Origin of the sequence: Nannocystis pusilla, from assembly GCF_020073745.1 — a bacterium.
Taxonomy (GTDB): Bacteria; Myxococcota_A; Polyangia; order Nannocystales; family Nannocystaceae; genus Nannocystis; species Nannocystis radixulma.
On the sequence record NZ_JAIRAU010000043.1, the window covers coordinates 242041 to 263106 of the forward strand.

19 protein-coding genes are annotated in these 21066 nt (G+C 71.4%); 12 read left to right on the forward strand and 7 right to left on the reverse strand.

Going from position 1 to position 21066, the window contains the following annotated elements; genetic code table 11:
- Positions 1-133 precede the first annotated feature (133 nt).
- From K7C98_RS30435 to K7C98_RS30450, 4 genes are all read left to right on the forward strand, one after another.
- The gene (locus K7C98_RS30435) at positions 134-1369 is read left to right on the forward strand and encodes an RtcB family protein (RefSeq protein ID WP_224195314.1); all 1236 of its coding nucleotides are present in this window, start codon (positions 134-136) and stop codon (positions 1367-1369) included.
- Between the two features lie 10 nt (positions 1370-1379).
- Positions 1380-2417, forward strand: coding sequence for an RNA 3'-terminal phosphate cyclase (rtcA, locus tag K7C98_RS30440; RefSeq protein WP_224195315.1), 1038 nt, complete (start codon positions 1380-1382; stop codon positions 2415-2417).
- A 232-nt stretch (positions 2418-2649) separates the two neighbouring features.
- Positions 2650-3324, forward strand: coding sequence for a TetR/AcrR family transcriptional regulator (locus K7C98_RS30445; RefSeq protein WP_224195316.1), 675 nt, complete (start codon positions 2650-2652; stop codon positions 3322-3324).
- A 99-nt stretch (positions 3325-3423) separates the two neighbouring features.
- Positions 3424-4026: a GTP-binding protein gene (locus tag K7C98_RS30450; protein WP_224195317.1), complete on the forward strand. Its 603-nt coding sequence runs from the start codon at positions 3424-3426 to the stop codon at positions 4024-4026.
- Positions 4027-4039: 13 nt separating this feature from the next.
- Here K7C98_RS30450 and K7C98_RS30455 read toward each other — a convergent pair whose 3' ends face one another.
- From K7C98_RS30455 to K7C98_RS30470, 4 genes are all read right to left on the reverse strand, one after another.
- Positions 4040-5233: a hypothetical protein gene (locus K7C98_RS30455; protein WP_224195318.1), complete on the reverse strand. Its 1194-nt coding sequence runs from the start codon at positions 5231-5233 to the stop codon at positions 4040-4042.
- Positions 5234-5539: 306 nt separating this feature from the next.
- Positions 5540-6688: a hypothetical protein gene (locus K7C98_RS30460; protein WP_224195319.1), complete on the reverse strand. Its 1149-nt coding sequence runs from the start codon at positions 6686-6688 to the stop codon at positions 5540-5542.
- A 52-nt stretch (positions 6689-6740) separates the two neighbouring features.
- The gene (locus K7C98_RS30465; RefSeq protein ID WP_224195320.1) at positions 6741-7664 is read right to left on the reverse strand and encodes an ABC transporter ATP-binding protein; all 924 of its coding nucleotides are present in this window, start codon (positions 7662-7664) and stop codon (positions 6741-6743) included.
- Complete coding sequence (locus K7C98_RS30470) at positions 7661-8572, reverse strand: ABC transporter permease (RefSeq protein ID WP_224195321.1); 912 nt, start codon at positions 8570-8572, stop codon at positions 7661-7663. The genes K7C98_RS30465 and K7C98_RS30470 overlap by 4 nt, the downstream gene beginning before the upstream one ends.
- A 99-nt stretch (positions 8573-8671) precedes the next feature.
- Here K7C98_RS30470 and K7C98_RS30475 point away from each other — a divergent pair, with 99 nt between their 5' ends.
- A complete protein-coding gene (locus K7C98_RS30475) occupies positions 8672-8815 on the forward strand; it encodes a hypothetical protein (RefSeq protein ID WP_224195322.1) in 144 nt (47 codons plus the stop codon).
- Between the two features lie 75 nt (positions 8816-8890).
- Here the strand turns inward: K7C98_RS30475 and K7C98_RS30480 are convergent, their stop codons facing one another.
- The gene (locus K7C98_RS30480) at positions 8891-9301 is read right to left on the reverse strand and encodes a hypothetical protein (protein WP_224195323.1); all 411 of its coding nucleotides are present in this window, start codon (positions 9299-9301) and stop codon (positions 8891-8893) included.
- Positions 9302-9381: 80 nt separating this feature from the next.
- Here K7C98_RS30480 and K7C98_RS30485 point away from each other — a divergent pair, with 80 nt between their 5' ends.
- The 6 genes from K7C98_RS30485 to K7C98_RS30510 all read left to right on the forward strand — a co-directional run bounded on the left by K7C98_RS30485 (position 9382) and on the right by K7C98_RS30510 (position 18516).
- On the forward strand, positions 9382-12369 hold the full coding sequence (locus K7C98_RS30485) for a carboxypeptidase regulatory-like domain-containing protein (protein ID WP_224195324.1): 2988 nt from the start codon (positions 9382-9384) through the stop codon (positions 12367-12369).
- Positions 12370-12465: 96 nt separating this feature from the next.
- On the forward strand, positions 12466-12885 hold the full coding sequence (locus tag K7C98_RS30490; RefSeq protein ID WP_224195325.1) for a hypothetical protein: 420 nt from the start codon (positions 12466-12468) through the stop codon (positions 12883-12885).
- Positions 12886-13342: 457 nt separating this feature from the next.
- Positions 13343-14242: an aldo/keto reductase gene (locus K7C98_RS30495; RefSeq protein WP_224195326.1), complete on the forward strand. Its 900-nt coding sequence runs from the start codon at positions 13343-13345 to the stop codon at positions 14240-14242.
- 42 nt (positions 14243-14284) lie between these two features.
- The gene (locus tag K7C98_RS30500) at positions 14285-15088 is read left to right on the forward strand and encodes a PAS domain-containing protein (protein ID WP_224195327.1); all 804 of its coding nucleotides are present in this window, start codon (positions 14285-14287) and stop codon (positions 15086-15088) included.
- Between the two features lie 76 nt (positions 15089-15164).
- A complete protein-coding gene (locus K7C98_RS30505; protein ID WP_224195328.1) occupies positions 15165-17237 on the forward strand; it encodes a carbon starvation CstA family protein in 2073 nt (690 codons plus the stop codon).
- A 367-nt stretch (positions 17238-17604) separates the two neighbouring features.
- The gene (locus K7C98_RS30510) at positions 17605-18516 is read left to right on the forward strand and encodes a zinc metalloprotease (RefSeq protein WP_224195329.1); all 912 of its coding nucleotides are present in this window, start codon (positions 17605-17607) and stop codon (positions 18514-18516) included.
- 84 nt (positions 18517-18600) lie between these two features.
- On the opposite strand, the gene K7C98_RS30515 is transcribed toward K7C98_RS30510, so the two are convergent.
- Positions 18601-19197 (reverse strand): NADPH-dependent F420 reductase, encoded by a 597-nt coding sequence (locus K7C98_RS30515; protein ID WP_224195330.1) that lies wholly within the window; start codon positions 19195-19197, stop codon positions 18601-18603.
- Positions 19198-19251: 54 nt separating this feature from the next.
- Entirely contained in the window at positions 19252-20040 is a 789-nt protein-coding gene (locus K7C98_RS30520; RefSeq protein ID WP_224195331.1) for a 3-oxoacyl-ACP reductase family protein, read from the reverse strand.
- A 96-nt stretch (positions 20041-20136) separates the two neighbouring features.
- Between K7C98_RS30520 and K7C98_RS30525 the strand changes: the two genes are divergently transcribed.
- On the forward strand, positions 20137-21063 hold the full coding sequence (locus tag K7C98_RS30525) for a LysR family transcriptional regulator (RefSeq protein WP_224195332.1): 927 nt from the start codon (positions 20137-20139) through the stop codon (positions 21061-21063).
- Positions 21064-21066: the final 3 nt, after the last annotated feature.

Consider the following 21066-nt stretch of genomic DNA (forward strand, 5'->3'; position numbering starts at 1 on the left):
TATAGGTGTGGATAGAAAATTGTGCTGGCCAATCCCGGGCGGCCTTCGGTAAGATCTTGAAACTTACTCGTTAATCCCTGAGTCACGGCCGTGAGGCACGTTCTCTGCGATACCGGGCTTCAGGAGAACGCCGATGTCCAACCGTGACGCGCAAAACTACGAGGTCCACCAACCCAAGGGCGGGGTCCCGATCAAGCGCTGGACCCGCGGGGTGCAGGTCGAGCAGGACGCGATCGAGCAGCTCGAGCGGATCGCGCAGATGCCGTTCATCCACCGCTGGGTGGCCGCGATGCCGGATGTCCACCTCGGCATCGGCGCGACCGTCGGCAGCGTGGTCCCGACCGTCGGCGCGGTGATCCCGGCGGCCGTCGGCGTCGACATCGGCTGCGGGATGATGGCGGTCGAGACCAGCCTCGTCGCGTCTGACCTTCCGGACAGTTTGGCCGAGGTCCGCGCGGCGATCGAGAAGGCCGTGCCGCACGGCCGCACCACCAACCACGGGCGGGACAAGGGCGCGTGGCACGACCCGCCGGCGCCGGTGACCGCGGTGTGGAAGCAGCTCGAGCGCCGCTTCGACGCGATCGTCGCCAAGCACAAGGCGATCGAGAAGAGCAACACGGCGGTGCACCTCGGCACGCTCGGGACCGGCAACCACTTCATCGAGGTCTGCCTCGACGAGCGCGACCGGGTGTGGTTCATGCTGCACTCGGGCTCGCGCGGGGTCGGGAACCGCATCGGCTCGCACTTCATCGCCCTCGCCAAGGAGGAGATGAAGCGGTGGTTCGTCAACCTGCCCGACCAGAACCTGGCGTACCTGTCCGAGGGGACGCAGTACTTCGGCGACTACGTCGAGGCGGTCGAGTGGGCCCAGGACTTCGCGCGGCACAACCGCGAGCTGATGATGCAGGCGGTGATCAAGGCGGTCGCCGGCTGCAAGGGCATCCCCCCGTTCACCTTCGGCGCGACGGCCGTCAACTGCCACCACAACTACGTCGCGCGCGAGCACCACTACGGCAAGGACGTGTTCGTGACCCGCAAGGGGGCGGTGCGCGCCCGCGAGGGTGACCTCGGGATCATCCCCGGCAGCATGGGGACCCGCTCGTACATCGTCCGCGGCAAGGGCAACGCGGAGAGCTTCCACTCGTGCAGCCACGGCGCGGGGCGGGCGATGTCGCGGACCGAGGCGCGCAAGCGCTTCACGCTGGCCGACCACCGCGAGGCGACGGCCAACATCGAGTGCCGCAAGGACGAGGACGTGATCGACGAGACGCCGATGGCCTACAAGGACATCGACGCGGTGATGGAGGCGCAGCGCGACCTGGTCGAGGTCGTCCATACGCTGCGCCAGGTCGTGTGCGTGAAGGGGTAGAGCTGCGAGGATGCAAGCGCCGAAGGACGCGATCGTGATCGACGGCTCGGAGGGCGAGGGCGGAGGCCAGATCCTCCGCACCTCGCTGGCCCTGTCGCTCATCACGGGGCGACCCTTCCACCTGGTCAAGCTGCGGGCCCGCCGGCACAAGCCGGGGCTGCTGCGCCAGCACCTCACGGCCGTGCGCGCGGCCACCAGCGTCGGCGCGGCCAAGGTCCAGGGCGACGCGCTGGGCTCGCAGGAGCTGGTCTTTCAGCCAGGCCCGGTCAAGCACGGCGAGTACACGTTCTCGGTCGGCAGCGCCGGCAGCGTGACGCTGGTGCTGCAGACGGTGATCTGGCCGCTCTTGCACGCGCCGGGCACGTCGACGCTGAGCTTCGAGGGCGGGACGCACAACCCGATGGCGCCGCCCTTCGAGTTCATCGCCGAGGTGTTCCTGCCGCTGCTGCACCGCATGGGCGCGCAGGTGCAGGCCAACCTCGAGCGCGTCGGCTTCTACCCGGCCGGCGGCGGCCGCTTCACCGCCAAGGTCACCGGCGGCGAGCCGCTGAAGCCGCTGCACTGGCACGAGCGCGGCAAGGTGGTCCGCCGCCAGGCGCGGGCGATCTACGCCAACCTGCCGAAGTCGATCGCCGACCGCGAGCTGCGGGCGGTGCAGAACCTGCTCGGCTGGGAGCGCTCCGAGCTGCGCGCGATCGAGGTCGAGAGCGCCGGCCCCGGCAACGCGCTGCTGCTGTCCGTCGAGTTCGAGCACGGCAGCGAGCTGTTCTCCGCCTTCGGCGAGAAGCGGATCTCCGCCGAACAGGTCGCCGCCCGCGTGGTCAAGGAGCTCGGCGAACACCTCGGCTCGGCCGCGCCCGTCGGCCCCCACCTCGCCGACCAGCTGCTCATCCCGCTGGCCCTCGCCGGCAGCGGCAGCTTCCTGTCGCACTCGCTCACCCAGCACACGCTGACCAACATGAGCATCGTCCGCCGCTTCCTCGCGGTCGAGTTCGAGGTGACCGACGCCCCGGACGGGGCGCGGCGCGTGTCGGTCCGCCCGGGCTGAGCCTCTCGCCCGCGGCTTCGCGACCCGGCGCCCGTGCTCCGCGCGCAGGCGCTTCGTGAGAGGTGCAAAAGGGCATGTTTTTATGAGCATGTCCTTTCAGCAATGTCCGTCCGGACATGGCTCCGCCGGGCCCCGCGAGATCGTGCTTCGACGGCCCCGGGAGCGCGGGCGCAGGGCCGGCTGCGCCGCAATTTTTCTTGACCGACCGGTCTGGTACCACTATCTTGACTGGGTGGTCCAGAATTTCTACTGTCAAGAACGGTCCCGCCCACGGGCCTACTACCAGCACCTACAGCCGATGCCGCGCGTCAAGGAGTTCGACCCCGAGGAGGCGCTCGATCGCGCCCTCGATCTGTTCTGGCGCCGCGGCTACGAGGGCGCCTCGCTGCGCGACCTGATCGAGCACATGGAGATCTCGCGGCAGAGCCTCTACGACACGTTCGGCGACAAGCGCTCGCTCTTCTTGAAGGTGCTGGCGCGCTACGAGGAGCTGGCGGTCGGCGGCATGCTGGACACGCTGACGCGGACCGGATGGAGCCGGCCGATCGAGCGGCCGCTGACGGCGCTGGTGGCGATCCGCGGGTTCTTCGAGCTGTTCCTCGCCGAGGTGGTGCTCGACCGCGAACGCGGCTCGTGCCTGATGGCGAACACCGCGATCGAGGTCGGCCCGGCGGACCCGGAGATCCAGGGCGTGGTGAAGGCCTACTTCCTGCGCGTCGAGGAGGCGCTGCACGCCGCGCTGGCGCGCGCGGGCGAGGCGGGCGAGCTGCGGGCCGGTCAGGAGCCGCGGGCGCTGGCCAGGCACCTGGTCAACACGCTCTACGGCCTCGGCATCATGAGCCGCGCCGGGGCCTCGCGCGCGGCGCTGCGGCAGATGCTCGACGTCGGCCTGTCCGTGCTCGCCTGAGAATGGGTCGGTGATGTCTCTCGGGTCGGTATGACCTGAAGGACATGTTGTGGTCGGTGAAAATTTCGGTCCGGGCGGTGGGCCCGGGGAGGGATGATCATGCCGTTCATCAATTATGCGGCCAAGGAGATCAACCTGAAGCTCGTGTATTACGGGCCAGGTCTCTCGGGCAAGACCGCGAACGCCCAGTGGATCCACGGGAAGACCGAGGAGGCGCGGCGCGGGCCGCTCCTGCGGCTCAACACCGACAGCGAGCGGACCCTGTTCTTCGACTTCATGCCGCTGACGCTCGGCACCATCGGCGGGTTCCGCGTGCGCGTGCACCTGTACACGGTGCCGGGGCAGGTCATGTACGCGGCGACCCGCAAGCTGGTGATGCGCTCGGCCGACGGGGTGGTGTTCGTGGCCGACTCGCAGGAGGTGCGCATGGACGCCAACTGCGAGAGCCTCGAGAACCTGCACCACGACGTCGCCGAGAACGCGCTCGACCTCGGCGACGCCTACGTGATGCAGTACAACAAGCGCGACACGCCGGGCGCGCTGCCGCTGGCGGAGCTGCGCTCGGCGCTCAACCCCGACGGGTGGCCGGAGTTCCCCGCCGTCGCGCGCGACGGCGAGGGGGTGTTCGACACGCTGCGCGCGGTCACGCGGCGGGTGACCGAGCGGCTGCGGGCGCCGCAGGCCGCGTCGCGCTCGCGCTAGTCGAGCGAGCGGCTCACTGGCCGACGATGAAGCCCTCGCAGGCCTGCTGGACGAGGTTCACGCCGTTGGTGAAGAACGAGGTGTAGTCGGCGGCGCAGATGCTGCCGACGGCCCCGTGGCTGAATTTGGCGACGAACTCCTGCAGGCGCGGGGCCGGGCTGCCGGCCAGGGTGTCCTTGTCGGGGTTCATGTTCGGGGCGCAGGTGCCCCCGGTCATGTTGCCGTCGCCGACGAGGCCGAGCACGACGAGCGACTCGGCGTTGCCGCCCTTGGCGGCGACGAGCGCGTCGTACCACTCCTGCGGGCCGCCGGGCGAGCCGGTGGCGTTGCCGTTGGGGGCGTCGTCCTTGTCGGACACGAACACCACGACCAGCAGCGCGTCGCTGCGCAGGAAGCCCTCGTCGCAGCCGCCGGCGCCGTTCATGGTCGGGCCGACCGCCTCGATCGCGGCGAACATCGGCTGCTTGCCGGCGGGCGAGTCGTACAGGCCGGTCTCGGCGACGCAGCCGAAGGTGGCGTGCAGGTCGGGCTGGCTGTCGAGCAGGTAGCGGCGGCCCTCGGCGATGTTGCAGTACGCGCCCTGGGTGTCGTGCTCGCGACCGGCGCCGAACTGCGAGGCGCACTCGCTGACCTGCAGGGTCGCGCAGTCGTTGCTGTTGCAGGAGCTGGCGTTGCCGCCGCCGCACACCTCGGTGCAGCAGGTCGGCGCCGGGCCGCAGAAGCACTTGCCGCCGCCGAGGCACTGGCTGGTCACGGACAGCGCCTTGGCGTCGTCGGTGCCGACCACCATGACGTGCGTGTCCTGCATGCCGAGCGTCGCCTTGACGCTGTCGTAGAACCCCGGGAACGCGGCCACCAGACCCTGCTGCTCGGCCTTCATGGTGCTGCCGCTGTCGACCACGAACAGCAGGTCGACCTTCGAGCAGCCGGCCTCGACGCCCGCCGTCATGTCCTCGCCGGTGGTCCCGGGCGCCGACGTGTCGCCGCTGCCCGCGCTCGCGGCCCCCGAACCGCCGTCCTCGGTGTCCCCGGGCGGGACGGCCGAGCTGTCGAGAGCGTCGGTGTCGACGGCCCCGCTCGGCTGGACCGAGCCGCCCCCGCCACCATCGCTCTCGGTGCCGCCCTGCGGCTCGTTGTCGACGCAGGCGGCGAGCGCCGAGGCGCACACCAGCCAGCTTCCAATTACGGTCTTCGTAGTGCGAGTCATGTCCAACTATTTAGCCCCGACCGTCCGGGCACATGGCCGACGCCGTGGGTGCCATCACCGGAGGCCGCGATGGTCATACACGGAGGCACCCCGATAACGCTGTTCATGCCGGTCGTTGCGGCGAATCGCGGCGACACGGCGAATGCCATGAGGCGTGACGACCATCATCGCCGAGGCCGCGCGCGGTATGATGATTGGCGCCGCCTCGCGCGCCCGCGTCGGCGCGGCGAGCGGTGCGCCGAGACGTCGCCGCCCTCGAGCCGGACGGCGCGAGGGCGGGCGGGGCGAGCTGCCGCGAGGCGGCGCTCAGCCGATCGGGACGAAGCTGTCGCAGGCGCTGTCGATGACGTCCACGGCCTCGAGCAGGAAGGGCGTGTAGTCGGCGGAGCAGACGCTGCCGAGCACGTGCGCCGGGAACATCTTCACGAACGACTGCAGGCGCGGGGCCGCTTCGCCGCCGTCCTCTTTGGGGTTCCAGGCCGCCGGGCACAGGCCGCCGGGGAGGTTGCCGTCGCCGACCAGGCCGAGCACCACCGCGTTCTCCGGCACGCCGCGCTTGGCCGCCACGACCGCCTCGTACCACGCCGCCGGATCGCCGGGCGAGCCCTCGCCGGCCTCGATGTTGTCGTCCTCTTCGTCGGTGATGAGGACGAGCACGAGGATCGCGTCGTCGCGCAAGAAGCCCTCGTTGCAGCCGGTCGGCCCGTTCTGCCACCCGCCGAGGGCCGCTTGCACGGCCTGCATCGGCCGCTCGTCGCCGCTGCCCCACGCGCCGATGCGGGCGGCGCAGGCGAAGGTCGACTCGAGGTCGGGCTGGTCGGCCAGCATGTAGCGGCGGCCGGCGGCGATCGGGCACGGCTTGCCGAGCTGATCGTACTGGCGACCGCTGCCGTACTGGAATTCGCAGGTGTCGATCGTGACCTGCTCGCACGGGGTGCCGTTGCAGGTCCGGTCGTCGGCGAACAGGGAGTCGCACACCTTCTTGCAGCAGGTCGGCGCCGGGGCGCACTTGCACGTGTCGGTCTTGAAGTCGCAGTCCTGCTCGCCGTCGATGGCGTTGCCGTCGTCGGTCGAGATCGCCATGATGTGGTAGTCGTCGGCGGTCAGCGTCTCCTCGATCGCGGCGATGAAGCCGGGGAACGAGGCGATCAGGCTGCTCTGCTCGTCGGCCATCGAGTTGGAGTTGTCGATCACGAACAGGAAGTCGACCTTGTCGCAGCCCTTGACCGCGAGGCCGCTGTCGCCGCCGGTGCTGGTGCCGCCGTCGGGCAGGTCGAGCTTCTCGTCCTCGCCGTCGTCGAGGCCCGAGGGCAGGGAGAGCGCCGGGGGGTCGCCGAACGGCGGCAGGGCGCCGCCGTCCGTGACGTCCCCACGCTGTCCGTCATTGTCAGTACACGCGAACACGAGGGTGCACATCAACCACAGGTGCACAGGAGGCGACATCGGACGAGACATGCCGATTCCATAGCGCCGACCCGCGGCCGAGGGCCGTGGATGGCGTCACAGATCAGCGCGTGGCCTCGAGGTAGCGCTGCTCGAGCGAACGCCCCTTGCCGACGCCGGACACGCGCGCGCCCTGGGCCAGCAGCTCGCGCAGCACGTCGGCGATGACGTCCTCGGCGGCTCGATCGGGACCTGGCTGAAAGGACACCCGGAGCACCCGCGGCTGCGGCTCCCACTCGACCCGGGCGTCGCCGAGGCGCGCGCGCACGACGTCGATCGGCTCCGGGCCCGCCGCCAGGACCACGAAGATCTCGGCGTCCTGTGCGGTGAGGGCGGAGACCGCCCCCGACTCGAGCGTCTGGCCCTTGTCGATGAATGCGGCCTCGTCGCAGATCGCCTCGAGCTCCTGCAGGTTGTGGGACGACACGACGATGGTGCGCCGGCCGCGGTGACCGCGGAGCGCCTCGCGCAGGTCGTGGGCGTGGCGCGGGTCGAGGCCGGCGGTCGGCTCGTCGAGGAGGATCAGCTCCGGGTCGCCGAGGAACGCCTGCGCGACCCCCACCCGCTTGATCTGCCCGTGCGACAGCGTGCCGGCGCGCCGCCCGGCCAGCTCGCCGAGGTCGACGATGGCGAGCACGCGCTCGGCCTCACGCTTGGCTGTCTCTTGGGACATGCCCTGAAGGCGGCCTAGAAAGGTCAAGTGCTCGCGCACGGTCAGCTCGCGCCCGAGCACCGCGTCCTGCGGCAAGGCCGACAGCCGGCCCTTGAAGCGCTCGACCTCGGGCGTACCGTCGAGCACGCTGACCTGGCCCTGGTCGGCGCGGAGGAACCCGCACACCACCGAGAACAGGGTGGTCTTGCCGGCGCCGTTGGGGCCGATGAGGGCGAAGACCGAGCCGCGTGGGACGCGGAGGTCGACGCCGCGGAGGGCGTGTACGGCGCCGAAGCGCTTGTGCACGCCGCCGAGGGCGAGCGCGAGGGCGGTCACAGGTCCCTCCGGCGAAACACTTGAAAGCCGATCCAGGCGTAGCCGGCGCACAGGGCGATGCAGCCGGCCGCGTTCATCAACCTGTGCAAAAGGTCAGGGTGGAAGAATTGCGTCTTGTAGGCGAACGGGGTCAGCCAGCGCAGCAGCGACAGCGGCGCCGGAGTGAACAGCGCCCACACGCCGACGATCCACAGCACGGACAGGAAGAAGATCGCCAGGAACCGCGCGGCCCCGGGCCCGCGCACCAGCTGCGAGGCGCAGGCGACCGGGCCGAGCACCGCGAACGCGAACAGGGCCAGGATCGGCCAGGCGCGCAGGAGCGCGAGCAAGGAGTCGAGGACGTCGAAGCGCGGCAAGTAAGCGCTGCCGATCAGCAAGACGGGCAGCATGCCGAGGCCGGCGATCAGCGCGACGAGCAGCACCTGCGACAACAACTTGCCGAGGACGAACGCGCCCCGGCTGGCCCGCAAGGCGACGAACCGGACGGTGCGCAGGTGGAGGTCGCCGGCGACGAGGTCGTAGCTGGTGAGCGCGATCAGCCACGGCAAGGCGCCGAGCGAGAGCCACGCGAACACCAGGACCATCGGCGGGTAGGTGGCGAGGTGGCCGGCGATCTGCTGGTCGCCGCCGGCGATGACGTAGAGGAGGCCGGTGTAGCCGGCGCCCTGCGCGGCCCCGGCGGCCGCCGCCGCGGCGACCTTCTCGCCGGTGTCGCTGATGCCGGCGACGACCTCGGCGGTGGCCTCCTCGGCGAACTTGACGACCTCGACGTAGATGTAGCTCGTGATCGAGGCGACGAGGAGATAGAGGAGCGCGAGCACCAGGGCGCGACGGGTCCGGATCGATTCGCGGAGATCGAAGCCGGCGATCAGCCACGCGTCGCGCCAGAAAGTCGATGAGGCGGCCAAGGGGGCGCCGATCGTACCCGAGGACGCGGGCGCCGAGAAGTCGCGGCGTCGTGACAGGGACCGCAGACCGGAGGCCCCGGCGCGTCGTTGACCATTCTCATGACGCGCCAACACTATCGCCCTCGCGGCCCCGGTGCGCTGGTTCTGCTCGGGGTCCTCCTCGTCGGCGGCTCGATCGCCGCCCTGTCCTCCCTGGTCGCCGCCGACGCGGCCGCCGCAGCGCCGACGACCGAGGCGCGATGACGTGACGCCTCTCGTTCGGGATCTCGCCCACGTCCCGCTCGCCCGCGGGTCGCTGGACCTGTCCTTCGGAGCACCTCAGAGGCCGCGGCGGAAGCGGCCGGTGAAGCGGCGAAAGCCGAGCACATCGCCGGCGACGTCGAGCTCGCCGGCGGCGATCGGGCCCGGGCTGTCGCGCAGCAGGGCCTCGCGCACCGGGGCGGCCCGCGCGGGGCTCATGCCGACGTCGACGATGACGTTGCCGGCGCCGGTGCGCACGAGGATGGTGCTGGCGAGGTCCCAGCCGATCGCCAGGCGCACGCGCTCGGAGATCGCAACGATCCGCGGCGGGCCGATGACGTCGTCGCAGTGCGCCCGCTGCGACTCGGGCGGAGCCTGGCCGCGGACCAGCAGGACGCTCCGCCGCGCCGGCGTGACGACCCACCACACGGCCCCGCCGAGGCCGATCAGCGCGGCGAGGCCGAGCGCGACGAAGGTCCTGCGAGCCACCCGAGCCAGCGATCGCCGAGAGCGAAGGGGCGGTCAAGCCGCCTTGACGCTGGCCGGCCCCGCGGCCTAGACCATGGGCCATGGCGGATCGAGAGCCTGGGCGCGAGGGACGGTCGCGGATCTTGTGGCTGCTGCCGCTCGCGCTGGGCGTCGCGGGGCTGTCCTGGTCGACATGTCTGAAGGGACAGCAGGAGACCGAGCCGCCGGCGCCGGACGACGCGAAGGACCCGCGACCGGCGACAGGCGCGGCGCTGCCAGCGGCGCCGCTGCCGGGGATCGATCCGCACAAGCTGCAGAAGGCGGCGATCAGCGGCACGGTGCGCGACGACAAGGGGCGGCCGCTCGCGGGGGCGCAGGTGTGCGCGATCGCCAGCTCGGGTCGGCTCGACGCGCGCGACACGTTCACGCCGCCGTGCGCCACCAGCGGGCGCGACGGCCACTACCGCATCGAGGGGCTGTGGCCGGTGCGTCACTCGGTGAGCGCGTCGGCGCCGGGGCACGTGCCGACGTTCTACACGCGCGGCGATCGGCCGCGGGCCTACGACCCGATCGACCTCGTGCCCGGCGCCGAGGTGCCGGACGTCGACCTCACGCTGCGCGGCGGGGGCGTGGAGATCCACGGCGTCGTCAAGGACCTCAGCGGTGGGGCGGTCGAGGGCGCGGTGGTCAGCTCGGGCGGGCTGTTCATCGGCACGGGGATGGCGTTCGCGACGTCGGGCCCCGAGGGCGAGTTCTCGCTGTGGGTGGCGCCCGGGCAGCCGCAGGTGTGGGCGCGCGCCGAGGGCTACGCCGGGGGCGGCGACCGCGGGGCGGCGCCGGGGCACCGGTTCGAGCTGTTCATGACGCCGGAGGCGGTGCTGGTCGGCAAGGTGGTGCGCGCCGGCAGCGGCGAGCCGGTCGAGGGCGCGCGGGTGACGGCGCAGCGCGGCGACACGTTCTTCGGCGGCGGCAGCGGGACGGCGATCACCGACGCGGGCGGCAACTTCCGCCTCGCTCAATTGTCGCCCGGCGCCTACAAGCCGGCCGTCGAGGCCGACGACGCGCTCGGCATGGCGGCGGAGCAGGTGGTGCTCGGGCTCGGCGAGACGTCGCAGGCGATCGTGATCGAGGCCCACCCGGCGGCGATGCTGACGGGCAAGGTGGTGGTGACGCCGGGCGGGACGTCGTGCCCGCGCGGGTCGGTGAGCCTGCACGCGGCCGCGGGCGAGCGCGAGAGCGCCGCGGAGGTCGAGGCCGACGGCGTGGTGCAGATCCGCGGGCTGCTCCCGGGCACCTACGCGGTGACGGCCACCTGCGACGGGTTCGTGTCGGCCGAGAAGTACGAGCCGGTGGTGGTCGCCGACAAGCCGCTCGAGGGCCTGCGCTGGGACGTCGCGCCGGGGCGGGCGATCCGCGGCAGCGTGACGTCGGCGAAGGGCGAGCCGGTGCAGGGGATCAGCGTGATGGCGCGCAGCAAGGCCGAGCCGGGCCGGCCGAGCCCGCGCGCCGGCGGGCCGGCGTTCGTCGACTCCGACGCGCGCGGGCGCTTCGAGCTCGCGGGGCTGCTGCCCGGCAAGTACGAGGTGAGCGTGTTCACCAAGGCGCAGAGCCGGGCGACCCCGACCAAGCCGATCGAAGTGACATTGCCCGAAGGACAGGACCTCGAGGACATCCGGATCGAGCTGGTGGCGGCCGGGCAGGTGCGCGGCGAGGTCCGCGACGTCCACGGCAACGGGGTGGCGCGGGCGCAGGTGTCGCTGCAGTCGCCGGGGCGGCGCGGGGTGACGGCGATGACCGGCGACGACGGCACGTTCCACGCGCCCGAGGCGGCGACCGGCGAGTACCGGGTGACGGCCAGCCGCGACGGGGTCAAGCTGCGCGCGCCGGGCACCGGCGACGACGACATGCAGGGCGTGAAGGTGACGGTCGAGGCCGACGCGGTGGCGACGGTCAAGCTGGTCGTCGAGACAGGGAACGGGCGGATCGTCGGGGTGGTCCGCGACGAGGGCGGCGCGGCGGTGAGCGACGCGTTCGTCGAGGCGACCCGTGAGTCGGAGAGCGCGGCCGGGCCGGGCGGGCGGTCCTCGCGGTTCTTCTCGCTGGGGGACCGGCCGCACCTGACCGACGCCGAGGGCCGCTTCGCGGTCGAGGAGCTGTTCCCCGGCAAGTACACGGTCCGCGCGTTCCGCCGCGGCGGCGGCGAGGCGACGGTCGAGCACGTGGCGCTCGGGGCCGAGGTGACGCTGACGTTCGCGCCGACCGGGCGCCTGGCGGGGACGGTGGCGCTCAAGGCCGGCGGCGCGCCGCAGGAGTTCTCGGCGACGCTCGAGGAGCCGACGACCGGCTACCGCCGCACCGACCAGTTCTTTCGCACGGGCGGCGCGTGGAGCTTCAGCGAGCTGCCGGCGGGCAACTACAAGCTGGCGGTGAGCGCGGCCGAGGGCACGGTCGACACCGAGGTGTCTCTCGGGTCAGGTGAAGAGAAGGCGGGGGTGCGCGTCGAGATGGCGGCCAAGGTGAAGCTGCGCGGGTCGGTGGTCGACCTCGAGGGCGCGCCGGTGGTCGGGGCGGCGGTGCGGGTCAGCCACGGTCGGACGTACACGGTCGACGACCGCGAGACGCCGCGCACCGACGCCGAGGGCCGCTTCGAGGTCGAGGGGGCGCCGGTCGGGGCCGTGACGATCCTGGTGGCGGGCCCGCGCGGCGCGGCGGTGGAGTACAACCAGGCGGTGATCAGCACCAACATCGCCGGCGGGCCGGAGGTCGAGCTGGCGCCGATCCGGGTGACGAAGCGGCGCCTCAAGGCGGGGGATTCGAGCGGCGACCTCGGGTACGCGATCAAGCTCGGCGCGCCGGCGGTCGACCCGGCGCAGCGCAAGTTCGAGGTCGCGCTGGTGCGGCCCGGCTCGCCGGCGGCCAGCGCCGGACTGCAGGCGGGCGACGTGATCGTCAGCGTCGACGGCGAGGACGTGACCGGCGAGCGGCGCTACCTGTACGAGCAGCTGACCCGCGTGCCGGTCGGCACGACGCTGCGCCTCGGGCTGGCCCGCGGGGCGACGGTCGAGCTCACCGCCGGCGAGGCGCCGTGAACCGGCGAGGTCGTGATGCCGCGACGCGCGGGCGATAATGTCCGGCCGCCCTTCGCGCACTTCCCACCGCCGGGGGTTTCGGGCACATCTGCGGAAGTGCCCTTCGCCTGGAACGATGCCGCCGCGGACGTCTACTACGCGGACGGCACCGAGGTGTTGCTGTGGCGCCCGACCGAGCGCTTCATCATCACCAGGCTCAAAGGACAGGCGACGCTGACGGCCCTGAACTTCTACATGACCCGGGCCGCGCGCGAGATGAGCTCCGGCCGCCTGACGGTGTTCCACGAGTGGGCCGAGATGACGACGTACGAGCCGGCGGCGCGCGACGAGCTCAAGCGGTGGGGCAAGCAGCACAACGACGCGTTCGACCACGTCGAGTACCTGGTGCGCTCGAAGGTGGTGGCGATGCTGATCTCGGTGGCCGCGCTGACCCTCGGTCGCGACCTGCACGCGACCACCGACGAGGTGCAGTTCCTCGACGACCTGTTCCGCCACCTCGAGCGGCGCGGGCTGTGAGGCGCCGGCGACGCTGCGCCGCTCCGATTCTTGCTGCGATGTTCGAGGCCGCCGATCGTTGCATCGTCACGGTGTGCGGTCTCACGGCGGAGCGGCCGAACGCGGACCCTGGAAACCGCGACGCCTGGCCAGCGGATGCTCGCGGGGTTCGCTGCGACTCGGCCCGAGGACTCGATCGAGCGCCGACGTCGACGCCGCGTTTCCATGACGCGAGCGACATGATGCGGTCGCACGATCGTGACCGCGCGACGACGGACGCCCGTGTCATCCGATCGACGACCTCGCAACGCCTGGTGAGATGAAGTCGGCTTCACGGCGAAGCACGGCGGTGCGCACGCGACGTCACGGACCCGCCCGGCTCGCCGCGCGACGGGCGCCCGCGCGGGCATAACTGCCCGTGTCCGATGTTCTTCCAACTGTGCTAAGTGGTCACGTCGCACCCTCGAGGACGCACCCCATGAAGCTCCGACCGCTCGGCTCCACTGGCCTCCACGTGTCCTCCATCGGCCTCGGCGGCATGCCGCTGTCCCTCGAGAGCCGGCCGGCCAAGTCGGAGGCGATCAAGGTGATCCACGCGGCGCTGCGCGCCGGCGTGACGCTGATCGACACCGCCGACGTGTACTGCATCGACCACGCGGAGGTCGGGCACAACGAGAAGTTGATCGCGGCGGCGCTCGATCAGTGGCCGGACCCCGAGTCGGTGGTGGTGGCGACCAAGGGCGGGCTGACGCGACCGGGCGGCGCGTGGGTGACCGACGCCCACCCGCGCCGGCTCAAGGCGGCCTGCGAGGCCAGCCTCAAGGCGCTCAAGATCCCCGCGATCGCGCTCTATCAGCTGCACGCGGTCGACGACGTGGTGCCGCTCGAGGACAGCGTCGGCGCGCTCGCCGAGCTGCGCCGCGCCGGCAAGATCATGCACATCGGCCTGTCCAATGTGACAGCCGCGCAGATCCGCCGCGCGCAGCAGGTGGCGCCGATCGTCAGCGTGCAGAACCGCTGCGGCGTGTTCGATCGCCGCGACTTCAACAACGGCGTGATCCCGCTGTGCGAGGCCGAGAAGATCGCCTACCTCGCCTACAGCCCGGTCGGTGGATCCAGGGGCAAGCATCGTGTCACAGATGATCCCACGTTGCGCCGGATCGCCGCCAACCATGGCGTGTCGCCGTTCCAGATCGCGCTCGCATGGCTCCTGGCCCGTTCACCGGTGATTGTCCCGATCCCGGGGGCGAGCAAGATCACCAGCGCCATCGACAGCGCGGCGGCCGGCGCGCTCGAACTCTCGAGCGACGACATCGCCGCGCTGGAGCAGGCCTTCCCGCTCGCGCAGGCGTCCCCGTCGGCGGCACGCGCCGTCTGAGGACCCCTTTACGGCGTTTTGCGGCGTGATACGGTCGCCGCGATGACTCAAGGTCCCGATCTCGAGGGTCGACTGGCGCAGTTCCAGGCGATGGTCGATTCGCTGCCGTGGGCGATCTTCTGGAAGGACCGCGACTCGCGGTACCTCGGCGGGAATCAGGCGATGGCGAAGTTGTCGGGATTCGCCAGTCCGCGGGAATTGGTGGGGCTCGCCGACACGGACCTGTGGTGGCGAGACAACGCCGCCGAGTACCGCGCCGACGACCTCGAGGTGATCGAGTCGGGGCAGCCGAAGCTGCACGTGCGCCTGCCGTTCCCGGGTGAGGACGGCGGCACGGTGTGGATCGATCGCCACCGGGTGCCGCTGCGCGACGCGAGCGGAGCGGTGGTCGGGGTGATCGGGTGGTTCGAGGACGTGACGGCGAAGAAGCTGGCCGAGGACGCCGAGGCGCAGGCGCAGCTCGAGGCGACGCTCGAGATGGCGACGCCGCTTTTGCCGGTGGCCGAGGGGGTGCTGGTGATGCCGCTGATCGGCAAGCTCGACGCCCAGCGCGCGGCGCAGATGACCGAGACGCTGCTGGCCGGCGTGGCGCTGCACCGGGCGCACACGGCGATCCTCGACGTCACTGGCGTGCGCCGCATGGACACCACGGCGATCGAGGCGCTGGCGAGGGCGGCCGCGGCGGTTCGCCTGCTCGGCGCGGCGGCCGTGGTGACCGGCGTGGGCCCGGTGGTGGCCCAGGCGATCGTGCGGCTCGGCGTCGACCTCGGCCAGGTCACCGTGCTCGGCGACCTCAAGGCCGGGGTCGCCCACGCCCTGGCGACGGCGCAGCAGCGGCGCGGCTGAGCCCGAATCAGCGGGCGCGGCCCGGCAGCGCCGGTTGAGCGGCGCGGCACGCGGGTGGTAGCCTGCGGTCCGGTCGATGCACGCGCTGTGGTTCATGATCCTGGCTCTCGCGGTGCTGGCGATCGCCTACCGCTACTACTCGGCGTTCCTGGCGGCCAGGGTACTGGCGCTCGACGACGCCCGCCGCACGCCGGCGCACGAGCGCAACGACGGCCAGAACTACCACCCGACGTCGCGCTGGGTCCTGTTCGGCCACCACTTCGCGGCGATCACCGGCGCCGGTCCGCTGGTCGGCCCGGTGCTCGCGGCCCAGTTCGGGTTCCTGCCCGGGTACTCGTGGATCCTCATCGGCGTGGTGCTCGGCGGGGCGGTCCACGACCTGGTGATGCTGACGGCGTCGGTGCGCCGCGGCGGCCGCTCGCTGGCGGAGATCGCCCGCGAGGAGCTCGGCCCCGGCGTCGGCGTGGTCGCCGGCGTGGCGATCCTGTTCATCGTCGTCATCGCCCTGGCCGGCCTCGGCCGCGTGGTCGTCGGCGCGCTGGCCGAGAGCGCGTGGGGCGTGTTCACCATCGGCGCGTCGATCCCGATCGCGCTGGCGATGGGCCTCTATATTTACATGGTGCGCCGCGGCAGCGCCCAGGGCGTGCGCGAGGCGACGGCCGTCGGGGTGCTGCTGCTGTTGCTGTGCGTGGTGTTCGGCAAGCAGGTCCAGGACTCGAGCCTCGGGCAGCTGCTGCAATTGTCGGAGACGACGATCACGCTGCTGATCGCCGCCTACGGGTTCGTCGCCAGCGTGCTGCCGGTGTGGATGCTGCTGTGCCCGCGCGACTACCTGTCGTCGTACATGAAGATCGGGACGATCGCGCTGTTGGTGCTGGGGATCGTGCTGGTCAACCCGGTGATCGAGATGCCGCTCGTCAACGCCGTCGGGGCCGGGACGATCGCGGTCGACGGCGAGGTGTTCCCGGCGGTGGTGCGCGGGTCGCTGTTCCCGTTCGTGTTCATCACCATCGCCTGCGGCGCCATCTCCGGCTTCCACGCGCTGATCGCCTCGGGCACGACGCCGAAGATGATCGACAAGGAGTCCGACTGCCGGCCGATCGGCTACGGGGCGATGTTGATGGAGGGGCTGGTCGGGATCACGGCGCTGCTGGCCGCGACCGCGCTGCCGCCCGCGGACTACTTCGCCATCAACACCGACCCGAAGATCGCGGTGGTCGCCGACGCGAAGGGCGGGCTGGCGCCGTCGCAAGCGGCCCTGGCCGCGCTCGACCCGGTGATGACGGCGGACGACCGCAAGCGGCTCGGCCTGGCCGAGGGACAGTCGGCGACGGCGGCGGCGAACAAGACGCTCAAGCTGTCGGAGGTGCTGCGCCTGTCCAATGGGTCACTCGCGGCCCTGGGTTACCACGCCGACCCGGGCTCGGTGCACGCGTCGGAGCTCAGCGCGGCCGACTTTACGCGCCTCGGGGTGAAGGTCGAGGACCTGCCGACGCTGGCCGAGGCGACCGACGAGGTGATCGCGGCGCGCACGGGCGGCGCCGTGTCGCTGGCCGTCGGCATGGCGCGGGTGTTCTCGGGCTTGCCCGGCATGCGCACGCTGCTCGACTATTGGTACCACTTCGCCATCATGTTCGAGGCGTTGTTCGTCTTGACGACGATCGACACCGGGACGCGGGTGGGCCGCTTCCTGCTGCAGGAGTTCCTCGGGCGCTTCAACGAGCGGCTCGGCGACCCGTCGTGGCTGCCGGGCGCGGTGCTGTCGTCGCTGGTGATCGTGGCCGGCTGGAGCTACTTCATCCTGACCGGCTCGGTCGCCACGATCTGGCCGATGTTCGGCATCGCCAATCAATTGCTGGCCTCGGTCGCGCTGGCGGTCGGCACCACGATCGTGCTCAAGGAGAGCCCGCGCCCGGTCTACGCGTGGGTGACGCTCGGACCGCTGCTGTTCGTCGGCACGACGACGCTGACCGCCGGCTTCCGCTCGCTCGTCGAGGTGTACGTGCCGATGACCCGCGACGCGGCGACGGCGACGATGGGCTACGTCAACACGCTGGTGACCGGGACGCTGCTCGCGTGCGTGGTGGCCATCCTGGTGATGAGCGCCCGCAAGTGGCGCGAGCTGCTGCGCCTGCGCGCAGCGGCCTGAGCCGCTCGCAGCCGGCGCCGGCGCAGGACCGCCCCTGCGACACAGCCGCCGACTCTTGCCATTGGAGAGCGTTGTTCGAGTGAGTCGAGAGGCTCGTGCACCGGGCCTGACCGAAGAGACAGGTCGTCGACATGCCGGTGCGGGACGCTGCTCTGGTGATGAGCACCCGCGAGTGCCGTGAGCTGCTGCGCCTGCGCGCAGCGTCGGCGTGAGGCCGTAGAGTCTGGGCTGCGTGTGCGCCCGGCCTCCGCGGGCGGTGATTCTCGGCAGGATGTGGCGAGCCCGACGTTGCCGTCGGTCCGCCGCTGGCTCGCCTGCACGATCCCGGCATACCTGGATTCGTGCCCTCTCGGGCGGGAGGATATGTATGAAGATCACGAGATATTGCCATGTCGGTCTCTGTGTGGGCGTGCTGGCGTGCGAGGCGGCACAGGGGGCCGCGTATGACGAGGCGGCCGCCGACACCGAGGTTTGCGAGGCCGGCGAGAGCGAGGCCTGCGGCGGCGAGGAATTCGCCCTCGGCCCGGCGCACGACGGCCGCTGCGGCAATCACCCGACGTCGCTCGAGGTCGCGGCGATGGAGGCGGATATCAGCGCACGCGTGACCGCGGCGACGCACTATCCCGAGGCCCGGGCGACAATCCCGGTCTATTTCCATGTGATCAGCGACGACGCCGGGTCGGGCGATATCTCGGAGACGCAGATCACCCGGCAGCTCGATGTGCTCAATAAGGCCTTCGCCGGCTCGGGCTTCGACTTTTCGCGCGCCGGCGTCACGCGCACCCGCAAGAGCGCCTGGCACCTGATGGCGATGGACAGCGCCGCCGAATCAGAGGCCAAGAGCGCGCTCCGCCAGGGCGGCGCGCGGACACTCAACGTGTACGTGGTGAACGCGGTGAGCCTGCTGGGTTGGGCGACCTTCCCCTGGTGGTACTCGAGCGACCCACAGAACGACGGGATCGTGGTCGACCGCGCGACCTTCCCCGGCGGGCACGCGGTCAACTTCAACAGCGGGTTGACGGCGGTGCACGAGGTCGGGCACTGGCTGGGCCTCTATCACACGTTCCAGAACGGGTGCTCGTTCCTGGGCGACTTCGTCGGTGACACTCCCGCCGAGCAGTCCCCCGCGACCGGCTGCCCCGCGAGCCGCGACAGCTGCAAGGCGTCCGGGAGCGATCCGATCCACAACTACATGGATTATACGAACGACACGTGTCGAAACGAGTTCACGCCCGGGCAGCGGAGCCGCATGTCCTGGAATTATTCGTTGTTCCGCTGACGCGCCGGGACGAACGCGAGCGCCGAGGCGCGAGCGATGTGATTGGCACCTCGGCCTCCGCGGCATTTCGAGCAGCCGTGCTAGCTAGAGCTTGAGCAGGTCGAGGGTCGGCAGCGGACCGCCCGGGAATTGCTGCAGCTTGCCGCCCTCGGCGAGGCTGCCGAGGTCGACCGGGGCGAAGCCGAGGCCGTCGATGAGGTCGCGGACCTTCGCCTTGGCCGCCTGGTCGTCGCCCGACATGAAGATCACCCGGCGACCTCCGCCCTGGCGCGGGTCGGCGCCGAGGACCGGCGGCGGGAGGGTGTTGAACGCCTTGACCACGCGCGCGCCGGGGACCATGTCGGCGACGACCTCGCTCGAGGTGCGGCCGCCGAGGTCGGCCACGCGGAAGTCGGGCGGGCCGAGCGGGTTGGTCGGGTCGACGACGATCCGGCCGTCCCACGCGGGCAGGCCCTTCAGCGCCGCGGGCAGGTGCTTCCACGGCACGGCGAGGAAGACGATGTCGGCCGTCGCGGCCTCGCGGACGGTGACGGCGCGGGCGCCGGGCCCGAGCGCGCGCGCGAGGTCGGCGAGCGACTCGGGGCCGCGGCTGTTGCTGAGGAGGACGCGATGCCCGGCGCGCACGAGATGTTTAATAAGGGCCTGGCCGATCGCTCCGGTGCCGATGATGCCGATGGTCATGACGAGGTCTCCGTGGATGGTGTGATGATTGGAGAATGGCGGTAGTCGGGTGATTCAGGCCGCGAAGCCGCCGTCGATGCGGAGGTCGGCGCCGGTGACGTAGGCGCCGTCGTCCCCGGCGAGGTAGGCGACGAGGCCGGCGACTTCGCGGGTGTGGCCGAACCGCTGCACGGCGATCTGGCCGGTCAGCCAGGCGCCGTTCGGGCCGTCGGCAGGGTTCATGTCGGTGTCGACCGGGCCGGGCTGGATGTTGTTGATGGTGATCCCGCGCGCGCCGAGCTCGCGGGCGAGGCCGTGGGTGAAGCCGGACAGGGCGCCCTTGCTGAGGGCGTAGAGCGAGGCGCCGGGGAACGGGACGTACTCGCTGTTGATGCTGCCGATGTTGATGATCCGTCCGCCGCGCTCCATGTGGCGCAGGGCCTCCTGGGTGGCGACGACGGGGCCGCGCACGTTGACGGCGAGCGTGCGCTCGATGTCGTCGGCGCTGGCGTCGACGAGCTGGCCGGTGCGGGCGATCGCGGCGTTGTTGACGAGGATGTCGAGGCGGCCGAAGGCCTCGCGCGTGCGCTGGACGGCCCGCTTCACCGCGTCGACGTCGCCGCTGTCGGCCTCGATGGCGAGCACGCGCCCGTCGCCGGCGGTGAGCTCGGCGACGAGGGCGTCGGCGCGGTCCTTCGAGCCGGCGTAGGTGAAGACGACGGCGGCGCCGTCGCGGACGAGGCGCTGGACGATGCCGGCGCCGATGCCCCGCGAACCGCCGGTGACGAGGGCGACCTTGCCGGCGAGCGGAAGCTTGGTGGGGGTGGAAGCGAGGGTGGTGGCGGCGGACTGCGTCGTGGTCATGCGAGGAAGATGCTTGCCGCCGGCACTTCCCGGTAGTAACAAGACAGTCGGAACACTTTTGACCAAAAGTTGAAAGTCCTGCAGGAGCACGCACCCATGGAGAGCCTGGCCGCGATCGAGAGCTTCGTTCACAGCGCCGAGGCCGGCAGCTTCTCGGCGGCGGCGCGCAAGCTGGGGGTGACGCCGGCGGCGGTCAGCAAGAGCGTGGCGAAGCTCGAGGAGCGCCTCGGCGTGCGCCTGTTCCAGCGGACGACGCGGAGCCTCGAGCTGACCGAGGCCGGCGAGCTGTTCCTGCGCGAGGCGGCGAGCGGGCTGCACACGCTGCAGGCGGCGATCGCCGGCCTCGCCAGCGCGCAGCGCGAGCCGGCCGGCACGCTGCGGGTGAGCATGTCGCCGACGTTCGGGCGCGACTACATCCTGCCGATGCTCGCGGGATTTCTTGAGAAGTATCCGGCGATCACGCCCGACTGGCACCTCGACAACCGCCAGGTCGATCTCGTGGCGGACAAATTCGACGCGGCCATCGGCGCGGCGATCGAGCTGCGCTCGGGGATCGTGGCGCGCGAGCTGGCCCGCGCGCACATCGTCGCGGCCGCGTCACCGGCGTACCTCGCTCGCCACGGTGCACCAAAGTCGCCGGCCGAGCTGGCCCGTCACGACGGGATCGTGCTGCGCTCGCCGCAGTCGGGCCGCGTGCGCACGTGGTCGTTCCGCAGCAAGACGGGCGACGAGGCGACGTTCGAGCCGCGCCCACGGATCGTGTTCAACGACATGGAGGCGGTCTGCCAGGCGACCCTCGCCGGCCTCGGCGTCGGCCTCATCAGCATGCCGCACACGGTGCCCCACTTCGACAGCGGCGCGCTCGTCCGCGTGCTGCCGAGGTGGTACGCCGACGCGGGCGCGATCTTCGTCTACTTCGGCGGGCAGAAGCTGCTGCCCGCCAAGACGCGGGCGTTCGTCGACCACCTGGTGGCCTATTTCAAACGGGAGCGGCTGGCGGAGCGCTTCCGGGCCGACCGGTGAGGC

Bases quoted from the DNA above. Each gene is read 5' to 3' on its own strand.
- K7C98_RS30500 (WP_224195327.1), top strand. From the start codon at position 14,285: ATGACTCAAGGTCCCGATCTCGAGGGTCGACTGGCGCAGTTCCAGGCG.
- K7C98_RS30460 (WP_224195319.1), bottom strand. From the start codon at position 6,688: ATGTCTCGTCCGATGTCGCCTCCTGTGCACCTGTGGTTGATGTGCACC.
- K7C98_RS30485 (WP_224195324.1), top strand. From the start codon at position 9,382: ATGGCGGATCGAGAGCCTGGGCGCGAGGGACGGTCGCGGATCTTGTGG.
- rtcA (WP_224195315.1), top strand. From the start codon at position 1,380: ATGCAAGCGCCGAAGGACGCGATCGTGATCGACGGCTCGGAGGGCGAG.
- K7C98_RS30450 (WP_224195317.1), top strand. From the start codon at position 3,424: ATGCCGTTCATCAATTATGCGGCCAAGGAGATCAACCTGAAGCTCGTG.
- K7C98_RS30495 (WP_224195326.1), top strand. From the start codon at position 13,343: ATGAAGCTCCGACCGCTCGGCTCCACTGGCCTCCACGTGTCCTCCATC.
- K7C98_RS30455 (WP_224195318.1), bottom strand. From the start codon at position 5,233: ATGACTCGCACTACGAAGACCGTAATTGGAAGCTGGCTGGTGTGCGCC.
- K7C98_RS30510 (WP_224195329.1), top strand. From the start codon at position 17,605: ATGAAGATCACGAGATATTGCCATGTCGGTCTCTGTGTGGGCGTGCTG.
- K7C98_RS30525 (WP_224195332.1), top strand. From the start codon at position 20,137: ATGGAGAGCCTGGCCGCGATCGAGAGCTTCGTTCACAGCGCCGAGGCC.
- K7C98_RS30520 (WP_224195331.1), bottom strand. From the start codon at position 20,040: ATGACCACGACGCAGTCCGCCGCCACCACCCTCGCTTCCACCCCCACC.
- K7C98_RS30475 (WP_224195322.1), top strand. From the start codon at position 8,672: ATGACGCGCCAACACTATCGCCCTCGCGGCCCCGGTGCGCTGGTTCTG.
- K7C98_RS30435 (WP_224195314.1), top strand. From the start codon at position 134: ATGTCCAACCGTGACGCGCAAAACTACGAGGTCCACCAACCCAAGGGC.
- K7C98_RS30505 (WP_224195328.1), top strand. From the start codon at position 15,165: ATGCACGCGCTGTGGTTCATGATCCTGGCTCTCGCGGTGCTGGCGATC.
- K7C98_RS30515 (WP_224195330.1), bottom strand. From the start codon at position 19,197: ATGACCATCGGCATCATCGGCACCGGAGCGATCGGCCAGGCCCTTATT.